Below are 17,676 nucleotides of genomic sequence, written 5' to 3'. Positions count from 1 at the left end.
GTAAGATATGGTTCAGATACGACCTTCACTCCTGAGCCACTCAACCTCATCTCTGATGGTATCCCTGAAAGGACGAATGGAATAGCCAAGTTCCCTTACTGCTTTTTCACTGCTGAAATTGTTGTTCCGAAGAAGATTGTATATAGTGAACCTTGTGAGTATGGTCTTCTTTCCTATTATGTTGCCGATTGATTCTGACAGAGCAGCTAAGGGCATGGCCAATGAACCAGGAATAATAAGCTTCACGCTCTTCATTCCACAGCATTCGGCAATTGTATCAAAAAGCTCCTTAACTGTCACAGTCTTATTTCCCATAATGTAGCCCTCACCCCTGCCGCCTTTTTCGCAGCATGAGATGACCCCATCAGCAAGGTCACGGACATCTGCGCAATTGAACGATCCTGTAAGTCCTCCAGGCACTCTGCCCTTCGCAAAATTGATAATATTACTGGTAACCAGCCCGAATCCGTAATCATATGGTCCAAAGATACCAGTTGGGAAAACTATGGACGCATCAAGCCCTTGTTCCCTAACTGCATCCATGACAATCTGGGATGCCAACGCTTTGGACTTGCCATAATATCCGTATATAAGATCAGGATCAAAACTATTTACCTCAATTATCTTCTGGTTTCCATCCAGCTCAGGAATTGCACTGGTAGAGCTTATATATACAAGCTTCCTTACCTTGTGCCTGATGCACTGGTCAACTACATTCCTTGTTCCCACCACATTCACATCATGGACTATACTGCTGTAGTCTGTTGCAAGCGAAACCATTCCTGCGCAGTGGATGACATATGCATCTTCATCAGCTGGCAGGTCGAAGAATCTATCCAATGATTCGATGTCCAATATATTGCCAGAAAATATCGCAGTCTCCTGAGGAATTCTATTCACTGCAAGATCATCATCCATAACCAGTGCCCGAACCGACTCCCCTGAGGAAATCAATTTTCTTATGATATTGCTGCCAAGATTTCCAGTAGCTCCTGTTAAAAGATATATTTTACTTTTCAATTTAATCACCCTTACAGCAATAATCGCTCATGATCCAAGCCAGCCTTTAGATTAGAAGTATTTACTGATTCCCATTATACTCTTAATAATAAGATTCATCATTTAGCGCCTATACGACAAAAAATCCCTGAAAGAAATTGCTTTCGGGGATTTTCGCGGTTGTAATCTTTCTGGTGGGGAACAACATCTCCAATTGAAGACCTATTAATAATATAACTAAAAACGGCAAGTTTGCTGGGTATATTGTTCTTAAGAAGGCTAGTTTCATTTGTCTATATGTAATCTAGTGTTATATCTTTATAAACCACAAATTTCAAAAATTTTAATAACGAGACCGGATGAACCTCTCTGACCTTCCGCACGAAATTTATTGCAGTGCAGATACGGCGCTAGTGCCTTACTGTCGGTGTAGAATGTTGGTATTGTTTTGAAAGGCTTCGGCGCATCCGTATGGAAAAATCCATTATTCTCGATGAATATCCGGCATTTTGCTCCTAAATAATCAATACCCTCCAGCATATATCTAGCGGACATGTGCTTAATTGAGTTTACATCAACAAGCTGAGTATCAACACCGCCCGGAAGAATAATACCTTTGAATATTTCACCGGATGCTACACCGGTAAATGGTTTCATGAAAATTGTACCAGAAGAAGTTTCCACCTGCAGTCTATCATCAGGTATTAAATCAATACTAATTTCCAGGATAAGCTTATCACCCATAACCTAATCTCCTTTGTATACTTATTTGTGGCTTGTAAAATGCTATTAACTACGAGACTTTCCTTCTACTAATCACCTTTGTTATAAACAAGAAACAGTGGGCGCTATTTACAAAACTTGATTACTTTCATTCCTGCCTGCATCATTTTGAATGCGTAAGTCTCGGATTCGGTATGGAGTACAACTAGGCCACCAGTAATCATAAGTGTCCCGAGATAGCTGATTATTTACTTGGTTTACATTATCGGGATTCTATTGCTTTGCTCAATAGAATCCCGATTAGCTACTGATAGAACGGGAATATCAGTGGCAGCCAAATCACGCTGGCTATGGTTATTGCGATAACCAGAGGTAACCCGCATTTGAAGTAATCCTTGATGGTATATCCGCCAGGTGCCATAACCAGAGTTTGAGTAGGAGATGCCATTGGTGTAAGAATTGATGTGCAGCTTGCTATTATAACTCCCATTACTGCAGCGCGTGGATCGACCCCAATTTTAACAGCAGAAGCAGCAACCAGAGGCACGAATATTGCAATTGTAGCGACGTTTGACATGACCTGTGTCATAATAAGCGGGATTAAAAAGAATACACTCATAATGATATAGGGATTGGTTGTATTTCCAAGAACACTTACTATCCAGTTGGCAATGACGTTTCCGGCACCAGTTACCTTAAGAGCTTCTGACAACGCAAGAACCCCTCCGAACAGGAAAATTGTCGGCAAATGTATGGAAGCAATCCCTTCTTTTTCGCTAAGAATACCGAAGATGACCAGAAGAGCCGCTCCAACGCATCCTGAAACATACATAGGAATCTTGGTGTAACTGTATAGTATTATCGAGATTATAGTAAGAATAATAATTACAAATGCTATCTTTTCCTTTAGGGGAGACAGCTTTGATTTTGTATCCTTGAGCTGGACGCTGTCGGCGAATTGGTCATTAGGAGTGTTGAGCAAAAGCTTATGCCCAATAAAGACCATGTAGATCAGCGCTATAATGACGACTGGTATTCTTGCAGTAGTAAAATCCCAGAAGGTAAAAGGAATTTCACCGCCCGCGTTAAGCATAACCTTGTTCCAAGTTAGGTTTGCTGCACCCTGACCCAGAAAAGTCATGCCGACGCAGATGTTTGCAAGAGCTGAAGCCGGAAACAGAATTTTGCTTCTGCTCATTCCGGTTTCCTTAGCAATTGCAGCAAGTAGGGGGATCATGATAGCCATTGTAGCGGGACCGCTTGTGATTATCGCTAAGATTCCGGAAACTGAACAACCAACAAGTATAATCATTTTTGGCTTATCCTTATACTTGAGGACAATTGCCTGAATCTTATCCAAAAGACTTGTCTTGGTCAGTCCTGCGCCAATAACAAACATTGAAATAATCAGAACGACATTGGTATCAATAAACCCAGCAAGAGCTTGCGCGGGGGCCAGCACCTTTGCCATTATTAATGTTAGTATAATAAAAATTGAAACAACAGAGAAGGGTATCTTTCCGGAAACAAAAGCTATAATAGTAAATACCAGAACTAAAAGTGTAATTGTCAGTGGACTCATAATTCTCCTCCTAAAACTTTTGATAAATTTGAAGATATACGCCGAGCACTCCGTCAATTTCTTTGGATCCCAGACTTCATACGTATACGCAACAACTCACTTTGTATTGCAAATTCTGTAATTGCTTCGGTAGCGGTAAGTACATTTGTTTAAAAAGTGCCTCGCACTAAACATGGCGTCAATCAGAGTGAGTTTATTGCTGAACGACTAGAATAATCAAGATATTAGAAAAATTGAAACAATTAGATACCTATCTTCTTTTATTTGAATATTTGCCAGAGAAATAGACTGCCGATAAAACAAGAGTGAATAAAAATAGCCTCTCTCCTCTCTTAGTTTAAAATATGTAAAATTTGAAGGGATCCTCCCGTAATACGGGCATCAAATAATTACAGACCGGATCTTTTTTCCAAAAATCATATAAGCTTTGAAAACACTTCTAAGGAGCAGGTCAAAATCAGGTTGAACATACAACAAGATTGGTTGTGTGTTTAATTAGCCCTTTTAAATGAATCTGCAAATATGGTCAATTGCAATATCCGAGAATCCATATGATTCAGCTTTTGTCATTTTCCCATTACAGACTTCCAGGAGGAATTCCAACATATCAGCACTTGCTTCCTGTACCGTACAAGTACCTTCAGTTATGCAGCTGACATCAATATCGATATTATCAATCATCTTCCGGTAAGTTTTAGGGTTACCAGTAATTTTGATAACTGGTACGATTGCATTACCTGTTGGCGTTCCGCGTCCAGTTGTAAAAACATAAGCGTTGCATCCGCCAGCGACCTTGGATGTTACTGATGCAATATCGTAGCCTGGGGTATCCATAATTATGGCTCCGGTTTTAGTGGGTCGTATAGCTTCCTGTACAACCTCGACCACTGGCCGAGTGCCACCCTTTCTGATACATCCAAGGCTCTTTTCCTCTAATGTAGAAAGACCTCCTGCTTTGTTGCCCGGCGTAGGCTGTCCTGTTCTACAGTTTTGACCAGCCGCTCCTAGATGTTCTTCAAATGCACGGACCATTTCAATGATCTGATTATGGATTTCTTTGGTCGCGCCACGGCGTGCCAAAACATGTTCTGCTCCTAAAAACTCAATTGTCTCGCTCATCATAGTGGAAGCGCCTAAGTCAATCATCCTGTCACTAAGATCACCTACTGCAGGATTAGAAGAGATGCCGGAGGTGGCATCGGAGCCGCCACACTCAATTCCCAATAGAATATCAGAAAGATCACATGGTACTCTCTGCTGAACAGCCGCTTTGGCCGCCATAGCACTTGCTGCTTTAGTTGCTTCACAAATTGTATTAACCGTACCACCAATCTCCTGAATGCCAAAAGACACTATCGGTTTTGAGGTCAATGCTTGGATCTTTTCTCTCAGCTCTTTATGTGGTACAGTTTCGCAACCCAACCCAATAATCACGACGCCATATACGTTAGGATTCAGTGCAAATCCGATCAATACCCTCTGAGTCATTTCTGTATTGGCAGCAACATCAGAGCAACCTGTATTCACAATAATATTGACGCTGCCCTTAACCTGGCTTGCTACGACACGACAACTTTCACTTGCACAGGCACAAGTGGGAAGGATTAAAACATGATTTCGAGTACCCGCCCTGCCCTCTGACCTCTTATAACCTAAAAAATATCGTTCCATAAAAATCTCCTATACTATAGTAATTCGCTGATATAATCGCGGGGAATTCCGTGAATATTATGATGCGACACCCATTGTCCAACACAAATATCAACATCGGAAGCACCAATCACTTCTCCATACTTTATGACTTCTGCACCTTTTTCAATCGGTTTGATTGCAACCTTATGGCAATAGGGGATATTTTCCAAAGTCTTCACTTCGAGATTTTCCCCATTGCAAATAAATGATACCGTTTCACCAGCAGAAACGTCGCAGATACATGTTCCCACGTTATCTTTTTGGTCCATCATCAATGCATTTACTTTCATGCTATCCTCCTATATTGCTAATGACTTATTTGACACATTTGTATGACTGTATTGTCTAATACACTGGATTACCTTGGTAGAACAGTGTGCCCTCGGCGTCGCGGCTGAACTTGCACATAAATTGGTCGTATGAAATCCAGCTTTCCTCTGGGTAATTGGCATGAACCATATTGTTTACCACACCAACTGTCAGCATAGGCACCCCTGACTCGTTTGGGAAAAGATACCAATTGATTGGTGGGCAACTCCAACGTTGGATGTTCTCGCTTTTCAGTCCGTACCTTGCCATTATCTCGGCAATGCGTGGACGAATGGCTTCCGACACGCTGAACGGCAGTTCCGGATCTGGCGCTTTCCCGGCGCAAAGAAAGTCGTTAGATCCATATATAAACATATAGGGTATATCCTGGGGAGTCGTCTTATCACGAACGATGTTCCGCTCTACTTCCATCCACATGCCAGACCAGGGGGCTACAGCAGCGAAAATATCGCTAGCATAGTAACCCAAGGTGCTGGACATCATGCCCCCGCTTGATTGGCCGCAGGCATACACCCGACTTTTATCAATTGGAATACGGTTTTCCACATCTGCTACCAAGGCACGAATGAACTGGACATCGTCTACAGGCTTCCCATCATAAATACCATCCCACAAAAGAACATTGCGCAGGCCGCCTGGTTTTTGCTGGTATACACCAGCTTGTGGAAAAACAGCAATGAATCCTCGCGCTTCCGCGACACAGGACATTCCGCTGATATCGAAGAAAGTATCTGCGGTGCCACCCCTGCCATGCATCACAACTACCAGCGGCCGAGGCTCGTTACCAGTGCAGCTTTTTGGCACATATTCGTACCAGCAACGATTAAAGCCTTCTTGTTCCATTGTATGCAGTGTAGCACCGCAGGCTATGGGATCCTTATAGTAGCGCAGTATCTTACCACCGAATCCCCGATGCCGCCGGGCAGCGCCTACATATTGCCACATAGTGCGGATGAGTTGCGGTGTGCCAGCGGATTGACCCAAGGTCAGCCGCACCTCGGCAATCTGTTCCTCGTTTACTTCGCTGACGGTGCGCACTTGGCCAGGCATCCAAATGAAGTCGGCGCCCTCTCCGACCACTGATTGGCACGTGGTGTGGTTTTGCTGCTGCCAATATGCTAACACTTTCTGATTTTCGGGAGTGAATTCATTAAAAGCCATCCAAACAGGCAGCTGACATTTAGCAGCTTCAACCATTAACTCCAGATTGTCTTGAACCTGTCCGACGGCGCTAACGTCCATAAAATGGACCGCATCTGCATTCAACTCTCCAATGGTGCCTAGGCCGCTCCACTCGCTGGTCATTTTCATGGCAGCCTGTTGGGCTATTACCGCTCCATCACCAATTCCAAAGGCATAAATATTATCCTGCATAGTGACATAGTAATCTCGAGTTTGTATGCAGGAATATACAGCATTCATATAGTCAGCATCTGTACCGGTACTATCCCATGAGCCATTCTGGGGTACAAGCATATGCACAAACAGCTTTTGTTCATCTGCCAGGGTCTGCCAACCGCCGCTTTGAAGGTATTCTAATGCGTCAACATTGGAAGGTGGCGCCACTACAATACATTGACGGCAGTATTCCAGTTCCGGAGCCAGATAGGTAATGAAAGTGCGTGAAACTCCATTCATTTCAAGTTGTTCCTCAAAAGCTCCGGTCAACAGACATTTATTTGGGTTTTGAAAATCAATGGGTAATTCACCCATATTTTGGGGGAATTGCTGCAACTTTAAATATTTTGCCATGAATGTGCCTCCCAAATTTATTAGTATTTTTGACTTTGAAGCATGTATCAAATGTTGGTTTTATAGCCATGAAATTTTAATCATATTAACTACAAATTACCCTTTTCACTTTTCGTCTTGATTATATGATTCAAGTGGTATAAAATCAATTTTATAATATTTATATATGTATTAATAATATTTATATCGATTGGAGAATAATCTATGCAACAGGAAATGAAATATGTTTTCACCGTATATCAAGAGGGATCCTTCTCCAAAGCTGCACAAAAATTGTACATAACACAGCCCGCTTTAACTATTTCTGTACAAAAAGTCGAGGCCATGATTGGTTTTAAACTGTTTGATCGCAGTACCCATCCGTTAAAATTAACTCCTGCGGGAGAATTGTATATACAGAAATATTACGAGATCAAAATGTTAGAAAACGAATTAACCTGCCAAATAAACGAACTCTCTGACTTGAAAAAGGGGGATATACTGATTGGCGGAACGCAATATATTCTCTCTTATGTGTTGGCACCAGTTCTTTCAGCATTTGCAGAACGTTTTCCAAACATAAACATCCATTTAATAGAATCCAGTTCCGACAAGTTAGATGGGCTATTACTATCTGGCTCCATTGATTTATGTTTAAAATGTGATGAAATTAATCCGTCGTTATCTGCCTTCTCCCACGCATTTCGTGAGCATCTTCTTCTAGCCGTACCAAAAGAATATGTGACCCAATTCCAACTGCCTGATACAGGAATGTCATTGCGTATGATTGAAGAGAATTTGCACTTATCTCCAGATTGTATTTGTCTAGAGCCTCATTTTTTACCAAAGCTTCCTTTTTTATTTCTCACTAGCGGAACCAATCTACATGAGCGCTGCATGGAACTATTTCATCAAAACGGACTTGAACCTAATATACGTATGCAAATTCAACAAAATGTAACTGCATATCATCTGGCCGGAAACGGCCTGGGTGCGACACTGACCAGCGATATTACTATTAAAAAAAATAAAGACCTTAATCTGGTCTTTTACAAAATTGATTCTCCTCTTATGGTTCGAGATTTTTTTGTTATAATCCGCTCAAGGAGTTATATTTCTAAAGCTATATCTGAGTTCATTGATATTTTACATTCGTATTATGCATAAAACTCCTCAAAGGTTACATTCGTATTATGCATAAAACTCCTCAAAGGTTACATGCGCTTTAGCTATAAAAAATAAACTGACATTATTGCATCTATGCTTATAAAATTAGTAATCCCCCAAAACACAGCAATTGCAGTGCTTTGAGGGATTATTTTGTGTTCAAGAGCTTCTTTGGAGAGAATGAGAGAATCTATCCCGCGCCTATAAACATTGAAATATTAACATCAAAATTGATTGGAATATCTTTGGTGTACCTATTAGCAATTTTAATAAAAGAGTGAGATCCTAACGCGAGGTATGGCATGGACAATTTCAAGCCAATACAATTCAGCTTGATTGGCAGCATGTTAGAGATTGACTCTAATAGAGTCATAGATATTTCTTGGAGATTCCTGCACAACCTAAGGTCATTGTCATGGTTTGTCAGGATGGAGGCTTCTTATAGATATGAGGATTACATTTCTTGGTCATTATTCGACAGGTATACAGTAATTGAAAAGAGGCAATGTTAGTTGTCATTGACTCCATGGTTGTCCTCAAAGCTGCAACTTAAAATCATATGAATCCAATGGAGACTATAAGCCTTCTTTTTTAATGCTTGCAGGCCTTAACATATTTTCTAAATTAGAATACCTTTAGTATACCTAAGAATCAAAAAAGGCCTGTTTTGACCTGTTTTGTGAATGTTCATTATAAAATTAATAATCCCCCAAAACACAGCAATTGCAGTGCTTTGAGGGATTATTTTGCGGTTAAAAGCTTCTTTGGCGGAGAATGAGGGATTTGAACCCTCGCGCCGGTTACCCGACCTACGCCCTTAGCAGGGGCGCCTCTTCGGCCACTTGAGTAATTCTCCATGCGAAGCTTGCTATAAACTATTCAGTTAAATCAACCACGAAGTTAATTATAACAATGACCCCTATTTATGTCAACTAAATTGAAGGCATTACAGGGTTTTACAAAACACGAACAAAAAAACAGAAGCAGCTTTTGACTGCTTCCCATAGTGGATTTTAAGGTAGGTAAAAGTATAATGCGTATGAACATTACGCTCATAGCTAAAGGGCTAAGGTTATAGTAATACACAAACCTTAAATAATATTATAAAATGTGTTAAATATCAGTGAACAACATCAGCTTTTTTTCAGATTGCCTGTTCGTTATTCATATCAGCTAATAATAATTATCCGTTTTAGCCCTTGATGGAGGCTGATTCATGACTTTTCTCAGCGTTCAGGACCAGTTTTTTGGTTTTATGGACAATTATTCAATTATGACGAAAAATGTTCGTCGAATTATCCCCTTATCTGACCGTTTCCGAAGATTATGTACTTTGTGGTTGTAAGCTCCTTCGTTCCAACAGGTCCTCTGACATGGAGCTTCTGTGTTGAAATTCCCATTTCACCACCCATACCGAATTCGAATCCGTCTGTGAACCTGGTTGATGCGTTGACATATACCGCTGCTGAATCGACTCTGTTAAGGAATTCCATGGCATTTGCATAGTTCTCAGTCACAATGGATTCTGAATGTGATGTTGAATACTTGTTGATATGCCTTATTGCCTCATCAAGCGAGTCAACCACCTTAAGTGAAATCTTGTAATCAAGATACTCAGTGGCAAAATCCTCTTCTGTAGCAGACTGGAATTCGGGTACTACTGCCTTAGCCCTTTCATCGGCATACACAGTCACGTTGTATTTCTTAAGTTCGTTCCATACCAAGGGAAGGAATCCTTCAATCTTGTCGCTGTGAACCACAAGGCTCTCAGCTGAGTTGCAAACCCCTATCCTCTGAGTCTTGGCATTGATTATTATGTCGACAGCCATTTTTTCATCTGCACTGGCATCAACATAAATGTGGCAGTTGCCTGTTCCTGTTTCAATCACAGGAACAGTTGAGTTCTGAACCACTGATTTGATCAGTCTGTCGCTTCCTCTTGGTATGAGGACATCAAGATAGTCATTGAGCTTCATGAACTCATTTGCAACCTCATAGCTCTGGTCCTCTATAAGCTGTACAAAATCCTTGTTGTACCCTGCTTCTTCAATGCTTTGCCTCATGATTCCCGCTAAAGCCTTGTTTGAATTAAGTGCTTCCTTGCCACCTCTTAGTATCAGCGCATTTGATGACTTAAGGCAGAGAGCTGCCGTATCCACTGTCACATTCGGTCTTGCCTCATATATTATGCCGACGACTCCAAGGGGAACCCTCTTTTTTCCAATGATCAGACCGTTCTTCATGGTCTTCATCCCCAGCACTTCACCAACTGGATCTTCAAGCGCGATTATGGTCCTAATGCCCTCTATCATTGAATCAATTCGATTTGAAGTCAACTTGAGCCTGTCAATCAGACCTTCAGCAAGGCCATTAAGTCTTCCGGCTTCAACATCTATGCTATTCTGTTCAATAATTGCATCTTCGTTCTTTTTCAGATTGATCGCAATCTTGTCGAGTAAATTGTTCTTCTCATCATTTGAGAGCATGGACAGGCTTGCAGCTGCCTCTTTGGCCCTCATACCCATTTCTTTAAGCATTCTTCATCCTCCTCGAGAAAAGTGTCCCGATTTCTTTGCCATCCATGATATCCACTATCACTTCCGGTGATTCTCCATTTGCTATAACCACATCAATTCCGACTTCGGTTGCAATCTTTGCAGCAGAAATCTTTGTTGCCATTCCACCTGTACCCTGATTGGACGATGTTCCCTTGCCTATGGACTCTATGTATTCATCTATGACATCAACCTGATGAAGCAGCCTGGCATCCGGGTTCTTTTTTGGGTCGTCGCTGTACAAGCCATTGATATCTGACAAAAGTATAAGAAGGTCAGCCTCAACAAGCTTAGCAACGACTGCAGAAAGGGTGTCATTGTCACCGAATATTATTTCTTCGGTTGCTATTGTGTCATTTTCATTGACTACAGGCAAAATACCCATTCTTAAAAGCTCATTGAAGGTATTTTTTGCATTGAACCTCATCACCTCGTCATCATTGACAAGCCGTGTGACAAGTATCTGCGCTACCTCGTAAGCATAGTCATGGAAGAATCTCTGATACATGTTCATGAGAACTACCTGGCCTACAGCCGCAGCTGCCTGCTTTTCACTTACCTTCTTCGGTCTTTCCCTGAGGTTCAGCCTTTGTGCCCCGACCGCAATAGCTCCTGAAGAAACAAGAACAACCTCCATCCCCTGGTTCTTGAGACTGGAAATGGTTCGTGACAGATGCTCAAGCTTCATGAGATTCATCTTGCCGTCATTATGTGTGATAGTGGAAGTCCCCACCTTTATGACAACTCTTTTCCTGTTCCTTAAGTCCTGTCTTTTGTTCTCCATCATATAGCCTCCGCATTGAATATCCTTCTCTCCATTATATTTTATTTTGTGATTTTTTAAAGGCGAATCAAATTGATTTATCAATTTCCTTTAGAAATAATGGTGAATTTATGAACAAAAAGTTAATATTGAATTGAATAAGGATTAATTTAATTGCATGCTATTGATTATCATTCTCATTTGCAATATACTAAGTTCATAGAAACAGCCGAAGTAACTCTTCGGAAAATGATTGAATAACGGAGGAAATTAACATGAAACATGAATTACCAAAACTTCCATACGAGTATTCCGCTTTGGAGCCTTACATAGATGAAACCACAATGACAATACATCACACAAAGCATCATCAGGCGTACATTAACAATCTGAATGCAGCGCTTGAAAAATATCCTGAGCTTCAGGAAAAGAGTATCGAGGAGCTCGTCAGGGAACTTGACTCAATACCTGAAGACATAAGGACAGCAGTCAGAAACAACGGAGGCGGTCATCTGAATCACTCAAGATTCTGGAACTGGATGTCAAAGGCTGAAGGTCAGGCACCTGAAGGTGCACTTCTTGAGGCAATTGAGAAGAAATTCGGCAGCCTTGATGCATTCAAGGATGTATTCGCAAAGGCAGCTGCCGGAAGATTCGGTTCAGGATGGGCATGGCTGGTTATAAATGATGGTGAGCTGGAAGTAGTATCCACTGCAAATCAGGATAATCCGATAACCGAAGGAAAACATCCTATACTCGGACTTGATGTATGGGAGCATGCTTACTACCTGAAGTATCAGAACAGAAGACCTGACTATATCAAGGAATGGTTCAACGTAGTAAACTGGAGCGCGGTTTCTAAGGAATTCGAAGCTCTCAAATAAACATATTGAAACGGCCTAAAGTTTCAAGGAAGCCCTGCAAATCGCAGGGCTTCTCTTTTGTATAGACAAGTGACAACAAAATCTTGTAATATCATATTATGGTCAACACGGGGAGGAATGTACTAATGGAACGGCTTACTATAGAAGACTTCAAGAACTACAGATTTCTTTCAGGTATAAGGCACTCTCCTGATGGAAAGAACGCCTGCTTTGTGGTCCATTTGATGAACCTGGAAGAGAACCGGTATGACTCAACCCTATATATCCTTAATGTAGAATCAGGAAAGACAAGAAAACTCACTTCATCCAACAAGGAAACCCAGTTCAAATGGCTGGATGATGAAAATATCGTCTTCACAGCGATGCGCGATGAAAAAGATAAGGAAAAATCCGAAGCACTTGAAGAAATCACAGAGCTGTACAAGATTAACATCCATGGCGGTGAAGCGGACAAATACCTTAGCTTCAAGAAAGAACTCGGTACCTACGAGTTCCTCTTCGATGGTTCCGTAATCGCAACAGTCACATTCGATTCGAATAGCCATGAGCTTCTTGGGCTTGAGGGTGAAGATCGTTCGAAGGAGCTTAAAAGAAGGAAGGAAGAGAAGGATTACGAGGTGCTTGAGGAAATACCCTACTGGTCCAACGGCTCAGGATTCACAAGCAGGAAAAGAAGCAGGCTTGCCCTGTTCAATTCCGACGGTTCCTTCAAAAATTACATAACCGGTGAGTTCACCGATGTTGAATCGCTGCGGATCAACAAATCAAAGGACAAGGCAGTCATAATAGCCACTACCTTCAAGGATAAGATGGAGCTTGCAAATGATGTCCTGATATATTCAGACGGAAAGCTAAGTTCTCCTCCACTTATCGCCATGAACTATGGATATGCAGGCTTTCTTGATGATGAGCATCTGGTTCTTACAGGCAGCAACATGCTTACATATGGCCTCAATGAAAACAAGCAGATATTCACATCAAGGATCGATGGTTCTGACTTCAGAAATCTTTCTCCTGAAATGGACCTTTCACTATACAATTCAGTCGGCACCGATTCAAGATATGGATCATCACAGGAAAAGACAACAGACAGAGGTTTCCTCTATTTTCTCACGACTGAGGGTACTGATTGCAAACTCAGGAGAATTGATGCAGGCGGGAACCTAGATGAAGTTATAAGTATTACCGGTACTGTGGACGGATTTTCCGTCTGTGAAGGCAACATTATTTATATCGGCATGCAGGAGAATTCTCTCCAGGAGATATATTCTTCTGGCAGTCAGGAGCCCCTGACTTCCTTCAATACGGGTATCTTAAAGGATAGAACAGTTTCCATTCCGGAACGATTGGTTTTGAAATCATCTGGGTCAACTGATATAGAAGGCTTCGTTATACGACCTGCGATGTTTGAAGAAGGAAAAAAATATCCCTGCATACTCAGCATACACGGCGGTCCAAAGACTGTCTTCGGCAATGTATTCCACCATGAGATGCAGGTACTTTCCAATCTTGGATACTTTGTAGTCTACTGCAACCCGAGGGGAAGTGACGGCAAGGGAAACGAATTTTCTGATATCAGGGGAAAATATGGCACTATCGACTATGAAGATATCATATCATTCCTGGATAAGGCGATTGAAACCTATGCCGAAATTGACAGCGACCGAATCGGTGTCACCGGAGGTTCATATGGCGGCTTCATGACCAACTGGATCATTGGTCATTCTGACAGGTTCAAAGCAGCAGTTTCAGAAAGAAGCATCTCGAATTGGATTTCAATGTATTCAACTACCGATATCGGCTACTATTTTGCCAGCGACCAGATTGGTGAAACACCCTGGACTGACAGCGAAAAGCTTTGGTGGCACTCGCCACTTAAATATGCGGACAAGGTGCGGACACCTACCTTATTCCTTCACTCTGATGAAGACTACAGATGCTGGCTGGTTGAAGGTCTCCAGATGTATACGGCACTGAAGGACAACAGTGTCCCTGCAAGGTTCTGCATGTTCAAGGGAGAAAACCACGAGCTTTCAAGAAGCGGCAAGCCACTTCACAGGATAAGGCGGCTGAAAGAAATGACCGAATGGTTCGGCAGGTATCTATAGAAACTTCACAGCGCATTGAACATGCGCTGTTTTTTTGCGGATACTTATCAGATACTTTGCAAAATTTACCTCGGGTTAAAAGAATAGACTCAGAATATGCGTTGACACTTGACTATACAGGGTATATGCTAATCCAAATACATTCTGAGGGGAGGATCTTTATGGATATAAACACTCTAACCTCATTGATCAAAGCCTCAAAGGGAGAAATCTGGTGCGACCTTTCACTTCGCAATGCCAGACTCATTGATGTGTTCAGCGGGAAAGTCATTGATACAGGCATCGGAATCAAGGACGGCTATATTGTAGGCTACGGTGAATATGAGGCTGATGAGATCATTGACCTTGAAGGCGCCTATGTCGCACCTTCACTCATCGATTCACACATACACGTGGAATCCACTCTATCAACCTGCAGGGTTCTTTCAGAAGCTGCTTGCATGCATGGCATAGGGGCAATGGTTGCCGATCCTCATGAAATAGCGAATGTTCTAGGTGCTGATGGAATACGCTATATGCTTGAATCGTCTGAAGGACTTCCAGTCGATTTCTACTTCATGCTCTCATCCTGCGTTCCATCAACTCAACTGGATACATCTGGTGCGGAGCTGAAATCAAATGACCTTCTGCCGCTTTATGACAGCGAAAGGGTCCTGGGGCTCGCTGAAGTCATGGATATGCCTTCTGTAGCCGGATGTGATGAGGATATGATGATGAAGCTGCTGACAGCTAGAAACAGAGGCCTGGTCATAGATGGTCACGGATCTGAACTGAACGCACTTGGCTCAAATATTTTCAGGACTGCAGGCATATCCACCGACCATGAATGCGTCACACCCGAAGAGGCCACGGACAGGCTGTCGAAGGGTATGTATATCCATATCAGGGAAGGAACCGCTGCAAAGAATTTTGATTCTCTCATTGGACTTGTGAACAAGGATAATCTCAGAAGGTTCACCTTTTGCACCGATGACATGCATATAGATGAGCTTTATAAATATGGAAGCATCGACTCTTTAGTCAGACGGGCGATATCTTTTGGCGTTGAACCTGTGGATGCAATACGCATGGCTACCATAAATCCTTCGGAATGCTATGGTCTAAAGGAGTCTGGCGCCGTTGCACCAGGTTACAGGGCTGACTTCGTCGTACTCGACAGCCTGAGCGATTTCAGTATAAGAAGCGTCTACAAGAGGGGAAGCAAAGTGTATGGAGTTGATGGTGTAAATTTTGATTTTTCATCCAGCGTAACTCCCCCAATAAGGAACACAATGAACTTCAAGAAACTCGAAGCATCAAGCTTCAGAATGGATATTCCTGGTACCGGTACGGTAAATCTGATGGAAATCGTCAAGAACAGCCTCCTGACCAGGCATCATGAAATCAGGATGGACAAGTCACTGAGCTTCGTGTCTGATATCCCGGAAGACATTATAAAGATAGGGATTGTGGAAAGACATAAGAATACAGGGAATGTAGCCCTGGGATTGGTCAGAGGATTCCATCTTGATAAGGGAGCTGTAGCTACTTCGGTATCACATGATTCACACAACATAATTGTGATAGGTACCAATGACCAGGATATGGCTTCAGCCTGTAACAGGCTTAAGGAAATCGGCGGCGGTGTAGTTATCTTTTCTGATGGGAAGGTTCTGACTGAGCTTCCCCTTGAAATTGCAGGACTCATATCAGGAAGGTCGCTTGCTGACCTCATCGATGTCATCGGGGACCTGAAGTCCATGGCGCAGTCTGTATTTAGCGGTCTTGACTTCGATCCTTTCCTGACTCTGTCATTCCTAGCGCTTCCAGTAATACCAGAAATCAAGATAACCGATAAAGGGCTCTATAGCTCTTCACTTGGCAGGTTCATAGGACTATTCAATCAGAAGCCATAAAATAGCTGACCCAGGCACAATTTCGTGCCTGGGTCAGCTATTCCTAGATTTCTTCAAATTTCCTTTGAATAAAGCTTGATAGAGTGGTCCATGGAATTATCCTTGCCTTTGGTCTCAACTCAGCTATGGATACAGCTGCATAATCACAATTGCCGTTCAGCGTTCTGAACAGGTAGTAAACCCCTCTATGCGAGACTGTTATCATGTGGTTTATGCTCATGAAACTATCTTGTGATATCCCATTTTCTTCACAGAACATTGAAAGATACTTGCACATAGTCTCACCTATGCTGTCAACCTTTGATATCTGATAGTCACCAGATACCCATCTGTACCATGACCCGTTAAGGTTCAAAAAGTTGAAGAACTGATTGAAATCAGTAATCACAGTATTTAGTGACGCCTTTTCAATCTCTCTTCTTTTGACATCGTCATCTTTCTTTATGCCTGGTTCAACTGTCCTTGCTTCTACCAACTTCTCTTTTGTTAACTGTTTTTCCATAAACTCACCTCGGATAATCAATTCAGCACACTTGCCTTTATACTTAAGAAGTTGAAATCAGAATATTCTGTCTTTTGCGCCGGTGAGATTTCTTCCTCTTATTATCATAATATCACTTTCTTAATTGAATTGTAATGATATATGAACACAATTCTAATAAATTGACAAATTTGTAACATTTACAGGTACATTCCTGTTTAAATGCTCTTCTCATAGAGCCTGAACCACTTCAATCCGGGTATGTTGAGCCTTAAGTCCACTGTACCTGCATACTCAAATCCAGATTTCTCGTATAGCCTTATAGCAGGCAGATTTGTTTGCAATACATCCAGTCGCATGGCTTTAATCCCAATTCTCCTTCCATAATTAACTGCATGGTCAAGCAGCCTTTCCCCAAGACCAATTCCCCAAAACTCAGGATCTACGGTAAATGTCCTGATTACGAACAGATTGTCATATTTCCACTCATATCTCCATTTCACTTCATCATACGCTTCTTCAGGCTCTTGAGAAAGTACGATGGTGCCGGCAATCTTTCCTTCAAGTGTAATCACGTGGAGCTCCCCATTGCCCACATATAGCTCAGCTGTTCTTCTGTCAGGATAGATACCTTTTTTCCATCCGGGATAATTGGTTCCACTCTCAAGTCTGTCACAAAGCCTGTCAAACAGTTCAGCAATTTCGTTGATGTCCGACTTCTCAGCCAGCCTTACAATGTTATTGTACATTTTCCCTCCACTTATGC

General features: G+C 42.0%; 14 protein-coding genes and 1 tRNA gene. 4 read left to right on the top strand and 11 right to left on the bottom strand.

The window, feature by feature from the left end; translation table 11 throughout:
• Nucleotides 1–12 precede the first annotated feature (12 nt).
• The 6 genes from J2Z34_RS10515 to J2Z34_RS10490 form a co-directional block, all read right to left on the bottom strand.
• Nucleotides 13–1,029: an NAD-dependent epimerase/dehydratase family protein gene (locus J2Z34_RS10515; protein ID WP_342453154.1), complete on the bottom strand. Its 1,017-nt coding sequence runs from the start codon at nucleotides 1,027–1,029 to the stop codon at nucleotides 13–15.
• 288 nt (nucleotides 1,030–1,317) lie between these two features.
• The gene (locus J2Z34_RS10510) at nucleotides 1,318–1,743 is read right to left on the bottom strand and encodes a DUF3237 family protein (protein WP_209459820.1); all 426 of its coding nucleotides are present in this window, start codon (nucleotides 1,741–1,743) and stop codon (nucleotides 1,318–1,320) included.
• A 283-nt stretch (nucleotides 1,744–2,026) separates the two neighbouring features.
• Nucleotides 2,027–3,304: an SLC13 family permease gene (locus tag J2Z34_RS10505; protein ID WP_209459819.1), complete on the bottom strand. Its 1,278-nt coding sequence runs from the start codon at nucleotides 3,302–3,304 to the stop codon at nucleotides 2,027–2,029.
• A 504-nt stretch (nucleotides 3,305–3,808) separates the two neighbouring features.
• Complete coding sequence (locus J2Z34_RS10500) at nucleotides 3,809–4,975, bottom strand: UxaA family hydrolase (protein ID WP_209459818.1); 1,167 nt, start codon at nucleotides 4,973–4,975, stop codon at nucleotides 3,809–3,811.
• A gap of 14 nt (nucleotides 4,976–4,989) precedes the next feature.
• A complete protein-coding gene (locus tag J2Z34_RS10495; RefSeq protein ID WP_209459817.1) occupies nucleotides 4,990–5,286 on the bottom strand; it encodes a UxaA family hydrolase in 297 nt (98 codons plus the stop codon).
• Nucleotides 5,287–5,341: 55 nt separating this feature from the next.
• Nucleotides 5,342–7,078: a CE1 family esterase gene (locus J2Z34_RS10490; protein ID WP_209459816.1), complete on the bottom strand. Its 1,737-nt coding sequence runs from the start codon at nucleotides 7,076–7,078 to the stop codon at nucleotides 5,342–5,344.
• A 204-nt stretch (nucleotides 7,079–7,282) separates the two neighbouring features.
• Between J2Z34_RS10490 and J2Z34_RS10485 the strand changes: the two genes are divergently transcribed.
• On the top strand, nucleotides 7,283–8,224 hold the full coding sequence (locus J2Z34_RS10485) for a LysR family transcriptional regulator (protein WP_209459815.1): 942 nt from the start codon (nucleotides 7,283–7,285) through the stop codon (nucleotides 8,222–8,224).
• A gap of 765 nt (nucleotides 8,225–8,989) precedes the next feature.
• Here J2Z34_RS10485 and J2Z34_RS10480 read toward each other — a convergent pair.
• The 3 genes from J2Z34_RS10480 to proB all read right to left on the bottom strand — a co-directional run bounded on the left by J2Z34_RS10480 (nucleotide 8,990) and on the right by proB (nucleotide 11,563).
• Nucleotides 8,990–9,080: transfer RNA gene (locus tag J2Z34_RS10480), tRNA-Ser, on the bottom strand.
• A 439-nt stretch (nucleotides 9,081–9,519) separates the two neighbouring features.
• A complete protein-coding gene (locus tag J2Z34_RS10475) occupies nucleotides 9,520–10,761 on the bottom strand; it encodes a glutamate-5-semialdehyde dehydrogenase (RefSeq protein WP_209459814.1) in 1,242 nt (413 codons plus the stop codon).
• A complete protein-coding gene (gene proB, locus J2Z34_RS10470; protein WP_209459813.1) occupies nucleotides 10,754–11,563 on the bottom strand; it encodes a glutamate 5-kinase in 810 nt (269 codons plus the stop codon). The genes J2Z34_RS10475 and proB overlap by 8 nt, the downstream gene beginning before the upstream one ends.
• A gap of 254 nt (nucleotides 11,564–11,817) precedes the next feature.
• Here proB and J2Z34_RS10465 point away from each other — a divergent pair, with 254 nt between their 5' ends.
• The 3 genes from J2Z34_RS10465 (at nucleotide 11,818) to ade (ending at nucleotide 16,429) form a co-directional block, all read left to right on the top strand.
• Nucleotides 11,818–12,426: a superoxide dismutase gene (locus J2Z34_RS10465; RefSeq protein WP_209459812.1), complete on the top strand. Its 609-nt coding sequence runs from the start codon at nucleotides 11,818–11,820 to the stop codon at nucleotides 12,424–12,426.
• 125 nt (nucleotides 12,427–12,551) lie between these two features.
• The gene (locus J2Z34_RS10460) at nucleotides 12,552–14,534 is read left to right on the top strand and encodes an alpha/beta hydrolase family protein (RefSeq protein WP_209459811.1); all 1,983 of its coding nucleotides are present in this window, start codon (nucleotides 12,552–12,554) and stop codon (nucleotides 14,532–14,534) included.
• 161 nt (nucleotides 14,535–14,695) lie between these two features.
• On the top strand, nucleotides 14,696–16,429 hold the full coding sequence (gene ade / locus J2Z34_RS10455) for an adenine deaminase (protein WP_209459810.1): 1,734 nt from the start codon (nucleotides 14,696–14,698) through the stop codon (nucleotides 16,427–16,429).
• 43 nt (nucleotides 16,430–16,472) lie between these two features.
• Here ade and J2Z34_RS10450 read toward each other — a convergent pair whose 3' ends face one another.
• Nucleotides 16,473–16,931, bottom strand: coding sequence for a hypothetical protein (locus tag J2Z34_RS10450; RefSeq protein ID WP_209459809.1), 459 nt, complete (start codon nucleotides 16,929–16,931; stop codon nucleotides 16,473–16,475).
• A 197-nt stretch (nucleotides 16,932–17,128) separates the two neighbouring features.
• Entirely contained in the window at nucleotides 17,129–17,659 is a 531-nt protein-coding gene (locus tag J2Z34_RS10445) for a GNAT family N-acetyltransferase (RefSeq protein WP_209459808.1), read from the bottom strand.
• Nucleotides 17,660–17,676 lie beyond the last annotated feature (17 nt).

The organism is Youngiibacter multivorans (genome assembly GCF_017873395.1).
GTDB classification, from domain to species: Bacteria; Bacillota; Clostridia; order Clostridiales; family Clostridiaceae; genus Youngiibacter; species Youngiibacter multivorans.
This window is presented reverse-complemented; position numbering and strand designations above follow the sequence as displayed.

Excerpts from the sequence above, each read along its gene's own strand:
- J2Z34_RS10510 (WP_209459820.1), bottom strand. The coding sequence starts at position 1,743 with ATGGGTGATAAGCTTATCCTGGAAATTAGTATTGATTTAATACCTGAT.
- J2Z34_RS10505 (WP_209459819.1), bottom strand. The coding sequence starts at position 3,304 with ATGAGTCCACTGACAATTACACTTTTAGTTCTGGTATTTACTATTATA.
- J2Z34_RS10500 (WP_209459818.1), bottom strand. The coding sequence starts at position 4,975 with ATGGAACGATATTTTTTAGGTTATAAGAGGTCAGAGGGCAGGGCGGGT.
- J2Z34_RS10495 (WP_209459817.1), bottom strand. The coding sequence starts at position 5,286 with ATGAAAGTAAATGCATTGATGATGGACCAAAAAGATAACGTGGGAACA.
- J2Z34_RS10490 (WP_209459816.1), bottom strand. The coding sequence starts at position 7,078 with ATGGCAAAATATTTAAAGTTGCAGCAATTCCCCCAAAATATGGGTGAA.
- J2Z34_RS10485 (WP_209459815.1), top strand. The coding sequence starts at position 7,283 with ATGCAACAGGAAATGAAATATGTTTTCACCGTATATCAAGAGGGATCC.
- J2Z34_RS10475 (WP_209459814.1), bottom strand. The coding sequence starts at position 10,761 with ATGCTTAAAGAAATGGGTATGAGGGCCAAAGAGGCAGCTGCAAGCCTG.
- proB (WP_209459813.1), bottom strand. The coding sequence starts at position 11,563 with ATGGAGAACAAAAGACAGGACTTAAGGAACAGGAAAAGAGTTGTCATA.
- J2Z34_RS10465 (WP_209459812.1), top strand. The coding sequence starts at position 11,818 with ATGAAACATGAATTACCAAAACTTCCATACGAGTATTCCGCTTTGGAG.
- J2Z34_RS10460 (WP_209459811.1), top strand. The coding sequence starts at position 12,552 with ATGGAACGGCTTACTATAGAAGACTTCAAGAACTACAGATTTCTTTCA.
- ade (WP_209459810.1), top strand. The coding sequence starts at position 14,696 with ATGGATATAAACACTCTAACCTCATTGATCAAAGCCTCAAAGGGAGAA.
- J2Z34_RS10450 (WP_209459809.1), bottom strand. The coding sequence starts at position 16,931 with ATGGAAAAACAGTTAACAAAAGAGAAGTTGGTAGAAGCAAGGACAGTT.
- J2Z34_RS10445 (WP_209459808.1), bottom strand. The coding sequence starts at position 17,659 with ATGTACAATAACATTGTAAGGCTGGCTGAGAAGTCGGACATCAACGAA.